18 protein-coding genes are annotated in these 17,394 nt (G+C 35.8%); 11 read left to right on the top strand and 7 right to left on the bottom strand.

Features of this window, described 5'->3' with window-relative positions; genetic code table 11:
• Window positions 1-11 precede the first annotated feature (11 nt).
• Both AM499_RS18185 and AM499_RS18190 read left to right on the top strand, forming a co-directional pair.
• Window positions 12-1,136: an N-acetyldiaminopimelate deacetylase gene (locus AM499_RS18185; protein WP_053591527.1), complete on the top strand. Its 1,125-nt coding sequence runs from the start codon at window positions 12-14 to the stop codon at window positions 1,134-1,136.
• Window positions 1,137-1,514: 378 nt separating this feature from the next.
• Window positions 1,515-1,937: a hypothetical protein gene (locus AM499_RS18190; protein WP_053591528.1), complete on the top strand. Its 423-nt coding sequence runs from the start codon at window positions 1,515-1,517 to the stop codon at window positions 1,935-1,937.
• Between the two features lie 69 nt (window positions 1,938-2,006).
• Here the strand turns inward: AM499_RS18190 and asnB are convergent, their stop codons facing one another.
• The 3 genes from asnB to AM499_RS18205 all read right to left on the bottom strand — a co-directional run bounded on the left by asnB (window position 2,007) and on the right by AM499_RS18205 (window position 6,087).
• Window positions 2,007-3,851 carry an asparagine synthase (glutamine-hydrolyzing) gene (gene asnB, locus AM499_RS18195; protein WP_053591529.1) on the bottom strand — a complete coding sequence of 615 codons (1,845 nt, stop codon included), beginning with the start codon at window positions 3,849-3,851 and terminating at the stop codon, window positions 2,007-2,009.
• A 108-nt stretch (window positions 3,852-3,959) separates the two neighbouring features.
• Window positions 3,960-5,195 (bottom strand): ABC transporter permease, encoded by a 1,236-nt coding sequence (locus AM499_RS18200; RefSeq protein WP_053591530.1) that lies wholly within the window; start codon window positions 5,193-5,195, stop codon window positions 3,960-3,962.
• The gene (locus AM499_RS18205) at window positions 5,188-6,087 is read right to left on the bottom strand and encodes an ABC transporter ATP-binding protein (protein ID WP_053591531.1); all 900 of its coding nucleotides are present in this window, start codon (window positions 6,085-6,087) and stop codon (window positions 5,188-5,190) included. Before AM499_RS18205 ends, AM499_RS18200 begins: the two co-directional genes overlap by 8 nt.
• Window positions 6,088-6,222: 135 nt before the next feature.
• On the opposite strand from AM499_RS18205, the gene AM499_RS18210 reads away from it, so the two are divergent.
• Together AM499_RS18210 and AM499_RS21475 are read left to right on the top strand one after the other, a co-directional pair.
• The gene (locus AM499_RS18210; protein WP_053591532.1) at window positions 6,223-7,134 is read left to right on the top strand and encodes a stalk domain-containing protein; all 912 of its coding nucleotides are present in this window, start codon (window positions 6,223-6,225) and stop codon (window positions 7,132-7,134) included.
• A 48-nt stretch (window positions 7,135-7,182) separates the two neighbouring features.
• A protein-coding gene (locus AM499_RS21475; protein ID WP_442853775.1) for an IS3 family transposase occupies window positions 7,183-8,555 on the top strand; the annotation gives its coding sequence in 2 pieces (ribosomal slippage) (window positions 7,183-7,660 and window positions 7,660-8,555; 1,374 coding nt in all).
• Window positions 8,556-8,620: 65 nt separating this feature from the next.
• On the opposite strand, the gene AM499_RS18225 is transcribed toward AM499_RS21475, so the two are convergent.
• Window positions 8,621-9,535, bottom strand: a complete 915-nt coding sequence (locus tag AM499_RS18225) for a DNA-3-methyladenine glycosylase family protein (protein WP_053591534.1) — start codon at window positions 9,533-9,535, stop codon at window positions 8,621-8,623.
• 124 nt (window positions 9,536-9,659) lie between these two features.
• Here AM499_RS18225 and AM499_RS18230 point away from each other — a divergent pair, with 124 nt between their 5' ends.
• The 3 genes from AM499_RS18230 to AM499_RS18240 are packed head-to-tail and all read left to right on the top strand — an operon-like array spanning window position 9,660 to window position 11,157.
• The gene (locus AM499_RS18230; RefSeq protein ID WP_053591535.1) at window positions 9,660-10,211 is read left to right on the top strand and encodes a bifunctional transcriptional activator/DNA repair enzyme AdaA; all 552 of its coding nucleotides are present in this window, start codon (window positions 9,660-9,662) and stop codon (window positions 10,209-10,211) included.
• The gene (locus AM499_RS18235; RefSeq protein WP_053591536.1) at window positions 10,204-10,710 is read left to right on the top strand and encodes a methylated-DNA--[protein]-cysteine S-methyltransferase; all 507 of its coding nucleotides are present in this window, start codon (window positions 10,204-10,206) and stop codon (window positions 10,708-10,710) included. The genes AM499_RS18230 and AM499_RS18235 overlap by 8 nt, the downstream gene beginning before the upstream one ends.
• On the top strand, window positions 10,711-11,157 hold the full coding sequence (locus tag AM499_RS18240; RefSeq protein ID WP_053591537.1) for a GNAT family N-acetyltransferase: 447 nt from the start codon (window positions 10,711-10,713) through the stop codon (window positions 11,155-11,157).
• Window positions 11,158-11,189: 32 nt separating this feature from the next.
• Here AM499_RS18240 and aroD read toward each other — a convergent pair whose 3' ends face one another.
• Window positions 11,190-11,942, bottom strand: a complete 753-nt coding sequence (gene aroD, locus AM499_RS18245; protein WP_053591538.1) for a type I 3-dehydroquinate dehydratase — start codon at window positions 11,940-11,942, stop codon at window positions 11,190-11,192.
• A gap of 67 nt (window positions 11,943-12,009) precedes the next feature.
• Here aroD and AM499_RS18250 point away from each other — a divergent pair, with 67 nt between their 5' ends.
• From AM499_RS18250 to dnaN, 4 genes are all read left to right on the top strand, one after another.
• Window positions 12,010-12,858, top strand: a complete 849-nt coding sequence (locus AM499_RS18250; RefSeq protein WP_053591539.1) for a GNAT family N-acetyltransferase — start codon at window positions 12,010-12,012, stop codon at window positions 12,856-12,858.
• Window positions 12,859-12,883: 25 nt separating this feature from the next.
• Window positions 12,884-13,903: an STAS domain-containing protein gene (locus tag AM499_RS18255; protein ID WP_053591540.1), complete on the top strand. Its 1,020-nt coding sequence runs from the start codon at window positions 12,884-12,886 to the stop codon at window positions 13,901-13,903.
• 40 nt (window positions 13,904-13,943) lie between these two features.
• Window positions 13,944-14,420 carry a DinB family protein gene (locus AM499_RS18260; protein ID WP_053591541.1) on the top strand — a complete coding sequence of 159 codons (477 nt, stop codon included), beginning with the start codon at window positions 13,944-13,946 and terminating at the stop codon, window positions 14,418-14,420.
• Between the two features lie 135 nt (window positions 14,421-14,555).
• On the top strand, window positions 14,556-15,692 hold the full coding sequence (gene dnaN, locus AM499_RS18265; RefSeq protein WP_053592276.1) for a DNA polymerase III subunit beta: 1,137 nt from the start codon (window positions 14,556-14,558) through the stop codon (window positions 15,690-15,692).
• 265 nt (window positions 15,693-15,957) lie between these two features.
• Here the strand turns inward: dnaN and AM499_RS18270 are convergent, their stop codons facing one another.
• Together AM499_RS18270 and AM499_RS18275 are read right to left on the bottom strand one after the other, a co-directional pair.
• Complete coding sequence (locus AM499_RS18270; RefSeq protein ID WP_053591542.1) at window positions 15,958-16,410, bottom strand: MarR family winged helix-turn-helix transcriptional regulator; 453 nt, start codon at window positions 16,408-16,410, stop codon at window positions 15,958-15,960.
• A gap of 2 nt (window positions 16,411-16,412) precedes the next feature.
• On the bottom strand, window positions 16,413-16,976 hold the full coding sequence (locus AM499_RS18275; protein ID WP_053591543.1) for a GNAT family N-acetyltransferase: 564 nt from the start codon (window positions 16,974-16,976) through the stop codon (window positions 16,413-16,415).
• Window positions 16,977-17,394: the final 418 nt, after the last annotated feature.

Consider the following 17,394-nt stretch of genomic DNA (forward strand, 5'->3'; position numbering starts at 1 on the left):
GAAGGTGTCCTATGAAGTCTTTACTTGAAATTCGACGGGATTTGCACCGTATTCCTGAACTGGGCTTCCAAGAGGTGAAAACAAATGCTTATTTATTGGAGCAGATTCATTCGCTTCCCCAGGAAAGATTGAAAATTGTTACATGGAAAACAGGAATAGTAGTTAGAGTAGAGGGCACAAATGCGACAAAAACGATAGGTTGGCGTACGGATATTGATGGTTTGCCTATTTCTGAAGCTACGGATCTTCCATTCAAATCCGAGCATACAGATAAGATGCATGCTTGTGGACACGATGTGCATATGACGGTAGCGCTTGGGCTGTTAAAGTCCCTTGTGGAGAATCCTGTTAATGATCATGTCGTTATTCTATTTCAGCCTGCAGAAGAAGGTCCTGGTGGAGCATTACCAATGAGAGAATGGTTGAAATTGGAGCAGCCGGAACTTGTACCTGATCAAATATTCGCCTTCCATATTGCACCTGAGTATCCAGTAGGAACTGTTGCAACTCGACCAGGACTGCTGTTTGCAAACACATCCGAACTATTTATTGATTTAGTAGGGAAGGAAGGCCATGCTGCATTTCCACATCAGGCAAGAGATATGTCAATTGCAGCAGCGACTCTCTTACTACAACTACAAACAATTGTTAGTAGATCAATAAACCCTATGGATCCAGCGGTTGTTACTATAGGAAAAATGACTTCTGGGACAGTTCAAAACATAATTTCTGGTCAAGCACGTTTAGAAGGAACTATTAGAACAATGGATGCCCGAACAATGTCGACAATAAAAGAAAAAATTGAGTCGTTTTGTCGAGCAACTGAAATGGCGTTTGATTGTGATATTCATATCGATTATGGTTCTTCTTATTATCAAGTTAAAAATGAAGTAGTTATAACTAATGAGTTTTTAGCGTTTGCTGAGCAAGACAAAAAAACTACCGCTATCTTATGTGATGCTGCAATGACTGGAGAGGATTTCGGGTACTTCCTACAAGAAATTCCTGGTATGTTATTCTGGGCAGGGGTAGATTCTCCTTTTGGATTGCACCATGCAAAATTAAATCCAAATGAAGCGGTCATTGATTATCTTGTTCCATTTGTAGATGCCTATATTCGTAAAATTTCATGCTAATAAAAATAAGGAGCTACCCAACTTAATGGGTCGCTCCTTTTTCTTTGAATAGGTTATGAAAGCGATTTACATGAAGAACGTATCAATAGACATGGCGGCGACAGCGATGCGACCAGTTTGTATCTAAAGATTTAAATGAAAATGATTTTAGGAATTTCTACTGGTTAGAGGAAAAAAAGAAGGACTCATCATACTTAACACCATTTGAATGTAATCAATTTTCACGTGTTACTTTGCAGATCCTAAGAACAAAGGGAAAAAGAGAAAAGATGAGATCGCTGCTTGGAATGAGATTAAAAAACTTCCTGGTAACAATGAGTACATAAGGAAATGATAACAGAGCCAAAAAAAAATGATTAATGTGGGGTGTGGATATTAATGAAAAGAGTAGCAATGTTTTTTATATTAATTTTATTTTCTATTACTCCAACTGTTCAAGCTTTAGAGTGGGCTTATTTTTTTGTTGTATGGGATGGAAATGTTTACGAAGTGAAAGAGGAAGAAGTAGGTGAAAGTGAAATAGGCAAGGCTGTAGGATACGTAGAAACCAAAGCTAATAATAGAACCGGCAAACACGTTGGTAATGCATCTAACTACTATCCAATAGGAACAAAATATTATGAGATAAAGGGAATACCTTCAGATAAAGCAATTGCAGTTGAAGCAGGAGAAAAACAATGGGTAAAAGCAGAGTTTGTACACGAAAAGCCTTCTTACTGGCTGGTAAAAGTTTTACCATTTCTTTTTCTACTATTAATAATAGTTGTGTTTTTCCTTGCACTTAGAAGGAAAAAACGTTAAATAATTCAACAAGAAAACAAAACGGTCCTAATGGAAACCGTTTTGTTTTTAATTCATATGTTCTCGGTATTAATCCACAAGTTCTACGTTATAATCCCTAAACCAAATATGCAATTGAGCCAAATATGCTAATAACTGCGGACCAGACATTAACTGGCCGAACCAAGGGACTTTAAAGGCATCTCCATTTGAATTTATTAAATCACTTAGTCGATGTGCATGAAAAAGTTCATGCAGTATGGAGTTTTTATCTAATAACTGTTCCTTTAGTAAGCTTTGAACTTTCTCCGAGTAAACAGGATTATGGGTTTTCGGATAAGGGCTCTTCTTTCTGTAAAGTACTTCGGTAGGAAGAATACCTTGAAATGCTTTCCTTAGAATACCTTTTTCTTGATTACCTACCATTTTATAATCCCATGGAATATTCCATGCATATTCCACTAAACGATGATCCGCAAAAGGAACACGTACCTCTAAGCTTGCGCCCATGCTCATTCGATCTTTTCGGTCAAGTAACGTAGTCATAAACCAAGTCATATTCAGATAGAATAATTGTCTTCGTTTAGCTTCAATTTCTGTTTCACCATCCAATAATGGAGTTTCTATGAGTGTCGTATTATATACATTTTCTACATAGTCATCTATATTTAGTTTTTTGTGCCAGCTATCATTAAGTAAAGAATTCCGTTCATTTTTTGAACGTATCCAAGGGAAGACACTATCGGAATTGGCTACTTGATGAAACCAAGGATAGCCACCAAAGATTTCGTCCGCACATTCGCCAGATAGGCCAACTGTAAAATCTTGTTTAATTTCTTTACAAAACCAGAGTAAAGAAGAATCAATATCGGCCATTCCTGGAAGATCTCGAACGTGTACAGCCTCTGTCAAATATTCAACGAGTTGGTTTTGACTAATTATGGAGTAGTGGTGAAGTGAACCGAGACTATTGGAGACTTTCTGGATCCATGGCCGGTCGTCACTTGGTTGAAATGCATTTCCTTGGAAGTGTTGTTGATTGTTTTCATAATCAATTGAGTAGGTGTGGAGAGGGGCCTTATTATCATGTTTATATGCATTGGCTGCAATTGCAGTAATAATACTAGAGTCTATGCCACCTGAAAGAAACGTACAAAGAGGTACATCTGATACTAGTTGTCGCTCTACAGCATCAGTTACGAGGAAACGCACATTTTCTATCGTTTCATCTAAGGAATCCGTATGTTCTTTGCTTTCTACATTCCAATAGCGCCAAATACGATGTCCATTTTTTGAAAAGGTCATGGCATGTGCGGGACGTAATTCATTAATTCCTTCATATACACCTGATCCAGGAGTACGTGATGGTCCTAAACCAATTATTTCTGCCATGCCAACTCGAGTGATTTTCGTTGGAATATCTGGATGGGCAAGAAGTGCTTTTAATTCGGAGGCAAATAGTAATCCACCATTTCTTTCTGTGTAAAATAGGGGCTTAACTCCAAGTCGATCTCTTGCGATAAAAGCCTTTTGTTCTGTTTCATCCCATATTGCAAAAGCAAAAATTCCATTAAAATAATCAACACATTTTTCTTTCCATTCAATATAAGAAGTCAATAAAACCTCCGTATCTGAATGACCGGAAAAAGTATGGCCACGTTTCAACAGTTCCTTTCGAAGGTCTTCTGTATTATACAATTCCCCATTGTACGTAAGTGTATATTGGTTATGCTCATACGTTTTGACCATGGGTTGTTTTCCTCCAACAGGATCGACTACAGTTAATCGCCGATGACCTAGTAACGTATGGGGACCAAACCATAAATTATTGTCATCTGGTCCTCGTCTACTTAGTGTTTCCGTCATTTTTTCGACAATAGGCAGCTCGTTTCGTAAGTCTTTATTAAAATGAATCCAACCAGTGATTCCACACATTTATTCGCATCCCTTCTTTCATGAATTATTTTATGCAACAATTGCTCAATTGAGCCAAAAAAAATAATCGTAAAAGTAAAAACTTTTACGATTATAATCGAGGAAATATCAAGTTGTAACTTTAAGTACTGTTTTAATTTTTTGAATGATTCCACCAGAGCTATATGTTAGCACACTTCGTTTGTAGAAGGACAGGCTAAGTAAGAACATCAAAATAACTGTACCTATTAAAATAAGCATAGAGAGCATTGGCTCGAATGAGGATATATCTGTAGCTCCTATTCGAAGTGGCATTACCATTCCCGCAGTAAATGGGATATAAGAAAATATCTTAATAATCAATGTATCAGGGCTATACAATCCTGATAACAGTACATAAAATCCAATAACTCCAAGCATCATTGCCGGCATCATTGCTTGGCTAGATTCTTCGACTTTCGATACAAGTGAACCAAGTAATGCTCCAATGATTAAGTAGAGTAACATTGTCAGTAATAAAAACAATACGGCATAACCAATAAATGAATACGATAATTCATTTACAATCTCTACAACGGTATCCCATTTTGAACCTCCGTCAATGACTAGAAACAATAGCCCTTGAACAAGTAAGAGTGCACTGATCTGTGTGAGTGCCAATAAAAATGTACCCGTTAGCTTCGCCATAAAGTGAGTGGAAGGTTTAACACTTGCAAGTAAAACCTCTAATACACGTGACCCTTTTTCAGATGCCACATCTGTTGTAATCATCGATAAAAAGCCTATTACAAAGGAATAAATTAAAAATCCAACAAGCATGGAAGCACCTATACCAGCTGCTTTTTCATCTTCACTTTTTCCTGTTGCAGATTCATCTAAACTTTTCATCGAAATAACCGTTTCCGATTGAAGAATTTTTTCCGCTTGCTCCGCTGTTAAGTTAAGCTGTTGAACTTCATAAAGTTTTCCTGCGTACTGTAGTTGAGCAGATATGCTTTGCTGGTCGTTAAATGTGAGAGGTTCGAAAGTTGCGATTTCTGCTGCTAGTGATTGATCTTGATCTTTTATAAAAATAGCTGCATCAAAATCGCCGTCCACAACTTGTTTTTCTACATCTGCTATCTCTTCGGTCGGGAAAGTAAATTCAATATCATTACTTGATTGGAATAAAGTCTCGATATCCGATTCGGTTTCATTCAATAAAGCAACTTGCAACGGCTCATCTTGGAAAAATGCTTCCTTAATATCAGACCAAAACATGAACACACTAATAACACCGACATATATAATAATTGAGATGATAAATGATTTTGCTTTGATTTTTTGTGTATATAACTGTTTGACGAGAAGCCAAAACTTAGACATGTGTTCCACCAACCTTATCTTTGAAAATTTCATCTAAGGATAAATAATCTAAACTGAACTTCTCTATATACTTCCCATTTGAAACAAAGTCAAAAATGGATTGAGCATACGATTCGTCTTCTAAAGTAAGTGTATACTGCTCTTTTCCAACATGAATATCTTTTACGCCATTTATACTAGCCAGTACTTCTTTTGGAATATCTGACCGAATCATTAGCTTTGTCTTTCCATATTGTTTTTTCAAATCTAACAAACTACCAGCAAACAAAGAGACACCACGCTTTAATAGACAAAGATGATCACAAAGCTCCTCCACATTTTCCATCTGATGACTAGAGAACAAAATAGTTGTCCCTTTGTCCTTTAATTCCAAAATTGCACCTTTCAATAAATCCTTATTAACAGGGTCTAAACCACTAAACGGTTCATCCAAAATAAGAAATTCTGGTTGATGAATAAAGCTTGCAATCAGTTGGACCTTCTGTTGATTTCCTTTGGACAAAGTCTCTGCTTTTGCTTTTCTTTTATCTTCTAGATCAAAACGCTTAATCCAGTAATCTACCTCTTTATGTAGGTCTTTTCGATGTTTCCCTCTTAATTCACCGAAGAAATAAAGTTGCTCATCTACTTTCATAGTAGGGAATATACCGCGTTCTTCAGGCAAATATCCTAGAACATTTCGATCGATGGCATTAATATTTTTTCCATCCCAAGTAATAGAGCCTTCGGTTGTTTCTTGAAGGTCTAAAATCATACGAAACGTAGTTGTTTTACCTGCACCATTTTGGCCAATTAAACCAAATATCTCTCCTTTTTCAATTTCGAAAGAGAGATTATCAACGGCCACAAAGTCTTGATATCTTTTCGTTACTTGATTGATAGATAGTGTCATATACAGACTCCATTCTCTAATTTTTTGTATCCTTTCATGTATACGTACTACATTTGGATAATGTTTCAATTTTTTTGTAACGTTTTTGTAAAAGCTACGTCAAATTCTATAATATGGAGTAAAAGGAGAGATTTGATGAAAAAACTAAGCATATTTGCTGGAGTAATCCTATTAACCACCTTTCTATTTAATTACCCGGTCGTTAATGCAGACATGGAGAAAGTCAACCAGGATACAACGAACTTTATAAAGTCATCCGGAGTAATTAAAGATATCGTAAAAACGGATGACTTAGTTACCCTTACTGTTGAAAGTGAAGACAAAGAACCTATTATTACCAATTTTAAAGTTTCAAATGACACTCTTTTGTTTAATAGCGGAACAACAAAAGAAGTGAAAAAGGAATTTTTCCAAAAAGGGCAACGAATAGACGCGTATTATGATAAAAATAAGCCGATGCTTATGATATATCCAGCTCAAATTTCTCCAGAGCTAGTAATCGTGCATGACACTAAAAATTTTAGCTCAGTAAAAGTCGGGAAGTTCGATGAGCAATTCTTAAGTTCAGATAAAAAATTGAAACTTAAGATAGACAAAGAAACGGTTTTAGTAAATGAACGTGGAGAAAAAGTTACGCAAAAGGATCTAAGAGGAAAAGAACTCATCGTATTTTATACGATAGAAACAAAAAGTATTCCAGCGCAAACTGTACCGAGTAAAATAGTAGCGATCAACTATCAGTCTCCTGAAATGAAAGAAGTTCAAAAAATCATCGAGAAAGATCATTTTATGCAAAATGGGACGAAAATGATTCCTCTTCGAAAAGTAGCGGAGCAGCTAGGATACAAAGTGAATTATCATCCAAAGCGTAATATCGTTTATTTAAAATTAGGAAACAGTTCAATTTCTATTAAGCGTGGAGAAGAGATGTATGGCTACAATCGAAGTCTTCGAAAATTTAAAGAAAAGCCAGTTGTTAAAGGCAATGAAACATACGTTTCTGAAGACATATTGGAAATACTTATTCTCGACAACCCATCCAACTGAACTGCTCCGTAAATGTTAGACATCAACTAACATTTACGGGGTGTTTTTATGTCTAAATATACAGTAGAAGTTAAATTAGAAGCGGTGGAACGCTATTTAACTGGAAACCAAAGCTATAAAACTATTGCAGAAAGCATTGGCGCAGCTAAATCTCAAGTCATTACTTGGGTAAAACTATTTGAAGCACAAGGTGAACATGGTTTTCAGAAAGACGACTATACAAGTTACTCATCAGCGTTTAAACTAGACGTACTCAATTTTATGATCAAAACTGGTGCGTCTCTTCGAGAAACCGCAAGCACATTTAATATTTCTTCCCCTAGTACCGTGTATAAGTGGGAACAGTTGCTTAAGACAAAAGGAATGGACGCGCTTGAACCAAAGAAAAAGGGGCGTCCATCCATGAAAAAACAAACGAAGAAAATTATATCACCAACATCCACTCCAGCAGAAGACTCAGTCGAAGCTCTGCAAGCGAAAGTCGAGCGTTTAGAAATGGAAAATGCTTATTTAAAAAAGTTAAACGCTTTAGTTCAGACGCAGGAAAAATTACAAACAAAATCAAAGCGCAAGTAATTTTTGAACTAAAGGGACAATATGAGGTCGTGGATTTAGTTGAGGTCGCTGACATTCCACGCAGTACTTATTACTACTGGGAAAAACGATTGGATCAAGTCGATAAATATGAAGCGGGAAAAGAAGCCATTAAGATCATTTATCACGAACATAAGGGTCGTTATGGTTACCGTCGCATCGCGAAAGAACTGCAGAAATACGGTTTTACTCATGATCCGAAGACCATCAACCGCTTGATGAATGAAATTGGTTTAAAATGTGAGGTCCGTATGAAGAAGTATCGCTCTTATAAAGGAAACGTTGGGAAAATCGCTCCTAATGTACTACAACGTGATTTTAAGGCAGAGAAAATGAATCAAAAATGGGTAACAGACGTGACTGAATTCCATCTATTTGGAGAAAAACGTTATCTGTCACCTGTTCTTGATTTGTGTAATGGAGAAATTATCGCATATAAAGTCATGAATCGACCGGTCTACCAACTTGTAGGAGATATGTTAGACGAAGCTGTTCAGCGCCTCCAGCCAGGAGACGAAGTCATCCTTCATTCCGATCAAGGCTGGCATTATCAAATGAAAAAATATCAACAGACATTACAAGCACATCAAATTACACAGAGTATGTCTCGTAAAGGGAACTGTTTAGATAACGCAGTCATTGAAAATTTCTTTGGTCTATTAAAGTCTGAACTGCTTTATTTACAAGAGTTTGAGAGCATGGCGCATTTTGAAAAGGAATTAGAATTAGAAGAATATATGGATTATTATAATCACAAGCGAATGAAGGCAAAATTAAAAGATCTGAGCCCGGTAGAATACCGAACACAGATCTTAGAAGCTGCCTAAATTATTTGTCTAACTTTATTGGGTCAGTTCAAACTCTAAATGAGGAGGATGGGCTTTTTTATATCCTAGTATAAAAATCTCCATAAATAGAAAGTTGCATAAGCTTCCCAGCCCTTCCATGCTTGAGCAAGCTGTAAAATCTCGTCTTTTGAAGGTTTCTGCTGAGAACCTGTTATATATTTGAGAGCATTATGAAGCCCCACATCGTCAATAGGAAATGCAGAAGGAAATCGCAAGCAGCGCATTAGGACATAGTTAGCAGTCCATGGACCAATACCACGTATGCCAGTAAGTAATTTTTCTGCTTTTTTTATCTCTTTTGTTTCTAAAAGCATTTCTTTTGAAAGTAATCCCAAATCTATTAGATTTGCTACATCTATTAAGTATTCACATTTTTTTACCGTCATTTTTAAGTCTGCTAAATCTTTTATTGAAAGGTGCGAGATATCCCGAGGCGAAGGGAACACCCAATACTGTATACCTTCGAACATAACTGATTGACCATACTGTTCGACTAATCGTCTCTTTAATGTATAAGCATAGGTTAAATTGATTTGTTGGCCTAATATACCCCAAACCATTGCTTCAAATAAATCTGGGATTCCCATAATACGTAGCCCATTAAATTTAGTAACAGCTTTTTGAAGAATAGGGTCCTTAATAGATAGCTCATAAAAGGTACTCATATCGGTTTTCAAATCAAACCATTCGATAATATATTCTGCTACTTGTTCGCGAGCTTTTATACTCGGAGGTCTTGTATCTCCTAAAAAATCTACAACTAGTGAGTGGTCATCTCGTTCTTTAATTTCTATTAGAGTTGTATATTCACCTACAGTAATGGCTTTTCTAACCTTATCCACTTTAATAAGAAACAAGCACTCATTCGTAGACCTAGATAAATAGTGAAGGTTCTGCTTAAAAGAAAAATTTGATGGTGTATTTATAATGATTTGCTCATCTTCTTCATTCCAAAACATATGATTACCACCTCCCTGACTTTTATTTTATTATATACGGAAAAAGTTTCGTTATCTTGCTATTACGACGTGACAATCAGCTTTTTTAAGAAAATAAAAGTATACTAAAAGTGGAGGTGATTTCATGATTGACGAGCATTGGGAGGCAATTATTCAAAATAATTCAGCATATGATGATGTTTTCTTATACGCAGTCATATCGACAGGGATATTTTGTAGACCATCTTGCAAATCTCGAATTCCGAAAAAAGAAAATGTACGAATCTATACACAAGCTAATGAAGCAATTGAGGATGGTTATCGCCCATGTAAGCGTTGTAAGCCAACTGGTTTGCGACTGCCTGATGAGGAATGGATTGAACAGATTACAGGATATGTAGATCAACACTTTCATGAACGGGTAACGTTGGCTCTTCTTGCAGATATAGGTCATGGAAGTCCCTTTCATTTACAAAAAACATTTAAAAAAGTATTGGGTATTTCCCCTTTAGAATATTTGCAACAAGTTAGAATTGCAAAAGCAAAAAAATTGCTAACGACTACTAATAAGTCACTTGGTAAAATAGGCGACGAGATAGGAATGTCCAATATTCCCTATTTCATTACACTATTTAAGAGAGTCACGGGATATACACCAATTCAATTTAGAAAAAAGGGGAACTGCTCAGATGAGTAAATTATATTGGATGTATTTCATCCATAACGAATGGAAATTTTATATTGCTGCAACAGAATCAGGGTTATGTTATGTAGGTTCACCAGATAAGTCATATGAAGAAATGGAAGTTTGGGTGAAGAAGCGCTTTCCAAAACATGAATTTGTAGAGAGTCATGAAGCTTTAACCTCATATACGAATGAAATTAAAGAGTATTTAGATGGACTGCGACGTGAATTTACATTCCCAATGGATCTAAAGGGTACTACATTTCAACTAGCTACTTGGGATGCTTTAAGAAAAATTCCTTATGGAGAAAAGAAATCGTATTCACAAATCGCTGAATTGATCAATAATCCTACCGCTATTCGAGCAGTTGGTACAGCAATTGCTGCTAATCCAGTCCTTATTACTATTCCTTGCCACCGAGTAGTAGGAAAGAATGGGACATTAACGGGCTACAGAGGTGGATTAGAAATGAAAGAAAAACTATTAAAACTAGAAACCGGTGAAGCATAAATGCAAACAAAGCGAATAAAAGAAGCATATCCAATAGATTTACTATTACTTGCAGATCCATCTGAAAAATTGGTGAAACAGTATGTGGAACGTGGAGAATGCTATATAACGGAGCAAAATGGGAATACAATAGGGGTATATGTATTGCTTCCAACAAGACCTGAAACAGTAGAGCTTGTGAATGTAGCAGTAGCGGAGCAGCAACAGGGAAGGGGTATTGGAAAGTTACTTGTCCTAGATGCAATTGAGAGAGCAAAGCAACAAGGGTATAAAATAATGGAGATTGGGACTGGAAACTCCAGTATTGGGCAGCTGGCTCTCTATCAAAAATGTGGATTTCGTATAACAGGTGTAGATAAAGACTTTTTCATTCTTCATTATGAAGAGGAGATTATGGAAAATGGAATTGCTTGTGTAGATATGATTCGTCTAGCTAAGCAACTATAAGAGAAGCTGTCCAAATAGGACAGCTTCTTTTTCTAATTTGTATGTAGGACTTCTAATATTCTTCGAAGTTTAATTGCTGGTATTTGACCAGGAGCAGAGGCTTCTATTCCAGCACCAAATGTTGCTGCTGACCCAAAAACTTGTCCAGCTATCCGACTAATAGCGCCAGTAGAAGCCATAGACATTGTTATAATTGGCCGATCTGCATAGAGTGAATTCATCGTATAGGTAGCATCCAAAAGCGTTAGAACATCCGTTGGAAGTTTAGGCATTACAGCTATTTTGGGGATATCTGCGCCTAATTCCTGCATTCTTTGTAACCTAAATATAATTTCTTCTTTCACAGGAGTTTTTTCAAAGTCATGATTGGACATGACAACGTAGACGTTATTGATTTTAGCAACTTCCACTATTTCACTTACATTTGGATCAAATAACTCTACATCTATCAAATCAATTTGTCTTGATTGCACTACTTTACAAAGTAATTGCTTGTAATAAATGTCCTCAATTTTTTTATTTCCACCCTCACGGTGACTTCTAAATGTAAACAGTAAGGGAGTAGGGTACAATGCTTCACGAATTGTAGAAAGTGTCTTTAACACCACTTCTAAGCTTTCAACTTCATCCAGTGCATCCGCACGCCATTCAACAATATCTGGACTGGCTTGTTGTATTGTTTTAATCTCCACAAGAAGCTGCTCTAAGTTTTTCCCCATGAGTGCAACGATAATCTTAGGCATACCTTCTCCAATATGTATATTGCGTATTGAAATAACTTTCATCATTTACTCCCCTCTAGCAGTATTTTAAGTTATAGTAACATACAAAGATACAAAGGGGGATGTTAATATGATTTTTAGACAGTATGAAAATGCGGAGGAGTTTGCTCAAGTGGCTACACCTTTCTTACTTAAAAATGAGGATAGGTTTAGCTTGTTTTTAGGCGTACTACAAGGAATAAAAGAGGGGAAATATGATAATCCTTACATGGCGACGATTGAAGAAAATGGAGAGTTGTTAGCACTTTTTCAAATGACACCTCCACATCCATTTAATATTATTTTTGTGGATGAAATTCGAATGGAAGCCTATATCGATTTGTGTATCCAAGAGTTAATGGCACAATCAATCAAAATAGAATCTATTATTAGTGTAAAAGAATGGGCATACAAATTTGCAGAAAAATGGCGGGAGAAAACAGGACAAGGCTATTCAATCGCAATGGATCAAGGGTTGTATCGTTTAGATCAGGTGGTTGAATCGTTGGAAATGAGTCCTGGTACATGGCGCTATGCAACTTTAGAAGATGCACCTCTTATAGAAAAATGGTATAGCCTTTTTGAAGGGGATACAGGACTTCCAAAAACGGGGCCGCAAGAAATAGAAAAGAAAGTAAAAGTGATGTTAGATGCAAATGAAGTATTTTTATGGGAAAATGAAGGAAAGATAGTATCTATGATGAAAAAAGCAAGACCTACTGAGAATGGTGTGACTGTTTCACTAGTATTTACACCAAAAGAGCAGCGCAAAAAAGGATATGCACGCACAATGGTAGCTGCGGGAAGTAAAGAGCTTTTGAAGGAATTTCAGTTTTGTGTACTTTACACAGATATGCTAAATCCTACTTCTAATAAAATCTATCAGGAAATTGGTTATCAAAAGCTAATGGATTCAGTTCATTTAAAATTTATAAGGTAATAGCAAGAAAAGGAGATTATAAAAGATGGAGAAACAAACAAATATAAAAGTAAATGGTATCGATTTTAGTTGGGACTTGGAAACAGGGAAACTCATGTTTGAACAACAAGATGCCATGCTTTTTTGGATTTCTTCAGCTATGCGATCATTCTTAGAAACAATAGAGGAAATCACAGGAGAGGAAGCTTCTCAATTGGTCTTCGAAACAACAGGATTTAGACAAGGGCTCGTTGTAGGAGAATACTTTCAAAACATGAAGTCTGTTGGTGTTGAAGAAGCTGCAAAGCTAATTACGGCCACTTATGCTTCTGCAGGTTGGGGACTTACGGTTATTGAAGAATTAGATTTAGAAGCTAATACCTTTAAAGCCAAATTTAAAAATAGTTGGGAACATAAAATAAATGAAGCACAAGGAAGGTCTGTAGGTGGAAAATATATTCCGGCTCACTATGCCGGAATATTGACTGGAATATTAGGAATTAATATTTGGTACGAGGTTGTTCATTATCAATTAGAAGGTTACGAGCATACCGAAGTAAAGTATTTCCCTTCAGATATAACAGTAAATAATAATATAAGTGAATTAGCTAAAAGAACACAAATGGAACAAATTATGCAATTAGAAGCACTTGTAGAAGATAAAACAAGAGACCTTTCTGAACTTGTAAAAGAGCTATCTTCGCCAATTATACCTGTGTTGGAAGGTATCGTTGTTGTACCGCTTATTGGTAAATATGATGAAGAACGTTCATTGGAGTTAGTCGAAAAAACATTAAATAATATACCGAACTATAAAGCAAACTACCTAATTCTTGATTTAACTGGATTAGATGAAAATATTAGCAAGTACACAGCTCGGTTAATTGAAAATATAGCATCCGCTACTTCTTTGATTGGAGTTAAGACTGTCTTAGTAGGCATTTCTCCTGCATTAAGTATGGTCATTACACAATCAGATGTACATCTATCGAAATACGATTGCTTTCAAACGCTTCAACATGGCATTCACTATGCTTTAGGACAAATAGGAAGAAGAATCATTTAAGTAATTATTAGTTACAGTATGGGAATCGGGGGAGATTTTCTTGCAAATGATGTTTCGTTACAATTGGATGGTTAGGGAAGAGTGGTATCGATGGTGTAAAGAAGTTAGCGAAGAAGAACTTCTCTTAGTGAGAACGGGCGGAGTAGGGGGGATATTGCATACGCTTTTTCACATTGTGGATGTCGAGTGGAGCTGGATTCGTATACTGCAAGGAAAACCAGACTTTCAAGAGAGATTTGATGATTACAATACGTTGGAAAAAGTGAAAGAGTTAGATGCATTATTCAAATCAGAGGTAGAGCCATTTGTTCTTGCGTGGAATGAAAATATGGAAAATCAGCTTTTTTACGATACAATGCCTGATGGTAGGGTTGAGACGGATACATGGGGCGAAGTCATGCGACATATAATTGCTCATGAAATTCATCATATTGGACAATTATCTGTGTGGGCTCGAGAAATTGGGAAAAAGCCTATATCAGCTAATTTGATCGGTAGAGGTCTTGCTTCTAAATAGAAAATTTAATGTCCTATCACAATTTTTGTGATAGGGCTTTTTATATTTATAAAAACGGATGCAAATAAATTTTCATAATGTTACATTTTAATTGAATAGTTTGTAAGAATCGAAAAAACAAAGTGGGGTAAAATGATGAAATTTGAAATGATGCGACACCGTTTATTAGATGGATTGAATGATGTAATGAAAGCAGTTAGTTCTAAAACAACCATTCCAATTTTAACGGGGATAAAATTGGAACTCACCGAAGAGGGATTACACCTAACAGGTAGTGATTCAGATGTTACAATTCAAACCTTTATAAAGTCGGAAGAAGATGGGGACCAAGTAATTCGCGTTATAGAAGAAGGTTCCATTGTTTTGCAAGCACGAATGTTCAATGAAATTGTAAGGAAGCTACCAACTAGTGATGTAGAAATAGAAGTGAAAGAAAATAATCATACGCATATAAGCTCTGGTAAGTCCGAGTTTCATATAATCGGACTAGACCCATCTGACTATCCATTGCTCCCAGAGATTCAAGATGATTCACAGTTTGAAATTGGATCTGATTTATTAAAATCTCTTGTGCGTGAAACGGTATTTGCAGTATCCGCATCTGAAAGTCGTCCTGTATTAACAGGGGTCCACTGGCAAATTAAAGATGGAGAACTTACTTGTGTAGCTACAGATAGTCATCGTCTAGCTCGCCGTAAACTCATTTTAGAGCAGCCGCCAGAAGGAGAATTTAATGTAGTAATTCCGGGGAAAAGCTTAAATGAGTTAAGCAAAATTATTGGAGACTCCGCTCAACCTGTTTATATCGTAATGACGAGCCAACAAGTATTATTTAAAACGAAAGATGTGTTATTCTACTCCCGTTTACTAGAAGGAAACTATCCAGATACCTCTCGATTAATTCCGATAGAGTACAAAACGATTCTTACCTTAAATAGCAAGGCTTTATATCAATCGATAGACCGAGCATCTTTATTGGCACGTGAAGAACGGAATAACATTGTTCGCTTATCTTCATTGGAAGGAAAAAAAGTAGAAGTATCCTCTAGTTCTCCAGAGATTGGAAACGTCGAAGAGGAAATTGAATTATCAACAATGGAAGGGGAAGACATAAAAATTTCATTTAGTGCAAAATACATGATGGATGCTTTAAAAGCTTTTGATGGACAAGATATAGTCATCCAACTAACTGGTGCCATGCGTCCATTTATTATTAACTCAGCTCAAGATGATACTCTATTACAATTAATTGTCCCAGTTCGTACATATTGATTTTAGATATGAACGGATAAATAAATTTCTGACCGAATAAACAGAAATGTGACCGGATAAAAACTTTTCTGTCCAGATAATAAAAATGATTATATTCAGACCGAGCCCATCTGTTTTTCCTCTTGGAAGGGGGCAATGTCTGAAACCAAATAGCTGTTTTTAAAATAAAAGAAGAGTCCCGTTATCTAACAATACGGGCTCTTCTTTAACTGTATAGGGATATTCTAATCTTTTATTACCGTAGAGAAAAATGTTCCGATGTTATTTACGACCTCTTCTTCGACTCAATGGTGTTATATAATTTTAGCACAAGATTTCTGAAAGTTTTGACCTCATCAATTGTAAACTCCGAATAATATTTTTCAATAATGGATTCATCGATTTTTTCATATTCTTTAAAAAGCGATTTACCTTCGTCACCCAATATCACGATAACTTCTCGGCGATTGTTTACATTGATTTCTCTTTTGAGGTATTTTCCTGCTTCCAATCTATTTAATAGTTGACTGATAGAGCTGGGTGATAATGATAACCTCTCCGATAATTCATTTGCTGTTATGCTTTCCTCATCCCGAACAGTACGTAGGATAAGGAGTTGCTTTGGCGTTAATTCGTTCTCTAATAATGCGGCAAATTCTTTTGCAACTTGTGAATTTACTTTTTCTAATAAAGCAAAAGCTTCCTTTACATACACACTGATTTCTTTTATGTCTTCCATTTCTATAAGCCCTTCTTTATCTGGAACTCTTCCCGTAAGATAGAATACATAAATAAATCATCGAATTTCCCATCTCCATATTCATACTTTCTAAGTAATCCTTCATTAACAAATCCATTTTTTTCTGCTAGCTTTTGTGATGCAATGTTTAAAGGTTCAATAATTGCCTGAATGCGTTCTAGATTCATCCTTTGAAATCCGTAACTAAGTATAGCCTGGAAAACCTCCGACATGATGCCTTTTCCCCAATGCTCTCTAGACAATTCTGCCCCGATATCTGCGCGGAAATGTTTTTGCTCCCAATTTAGGAAACCGCAGCTTCCGATAATTTGATGACTTTCTTTCAGAGATACTCCCCATCGAATCCCTTTCTTCGCTAGACGAATTTGATTGTACCAATCCATTTCGTCCAAAGCATCCTGAATCGTAGTAAAAGGGCTTATCCCATAATATTTCATAACTTCTGGATCTGATAAGTATTGGAACATATCCTCTGCATGTTCTTTTTTTATTTCTGTAAGTATTAAACGCTCTGTTTCAATTATTGGGAATGTATCGTTAATCATAAGTATCTTCTTCCTTTCTTAAGCCTGTGATGTAATAGGGTGTTTAAAATGTTTAGATAATCTTGTGTGTGGATGATTATATTTTACAAACAGAGTATCACAGTCATAAACCCCTCAAATATTTTATGTGTATAAACTATTTATATACATTAAATATATATTTTATATCTCTAGGATGCAATAGTTGGTTTATTCATTCCTGTCATATCGAAAAGCCAAACAATTTAAAATTAAAGTTGTTGATAAATATTAAGTAAAGAAATAACAATAATTACAGTTCCACATATCAAGTAGATATAAAAAGATTTCCTGCTATTTATTTCGGTATTAGAAGATAGAAGAAACGATATTCCTATTAAAATAAAAGCAATATCAATAATAAATGGTAAATCTTTTATATAAGACGAAAAAAAATGAG

Source organism: Bacillus sp. FJAT-22090, assembly GCF_001278755.1.
Taxonomy (GTDB): Bacteria; Bacillota; Bacilli; order Bacillales_A; family Planococcaceae; genus Psychrobacillus.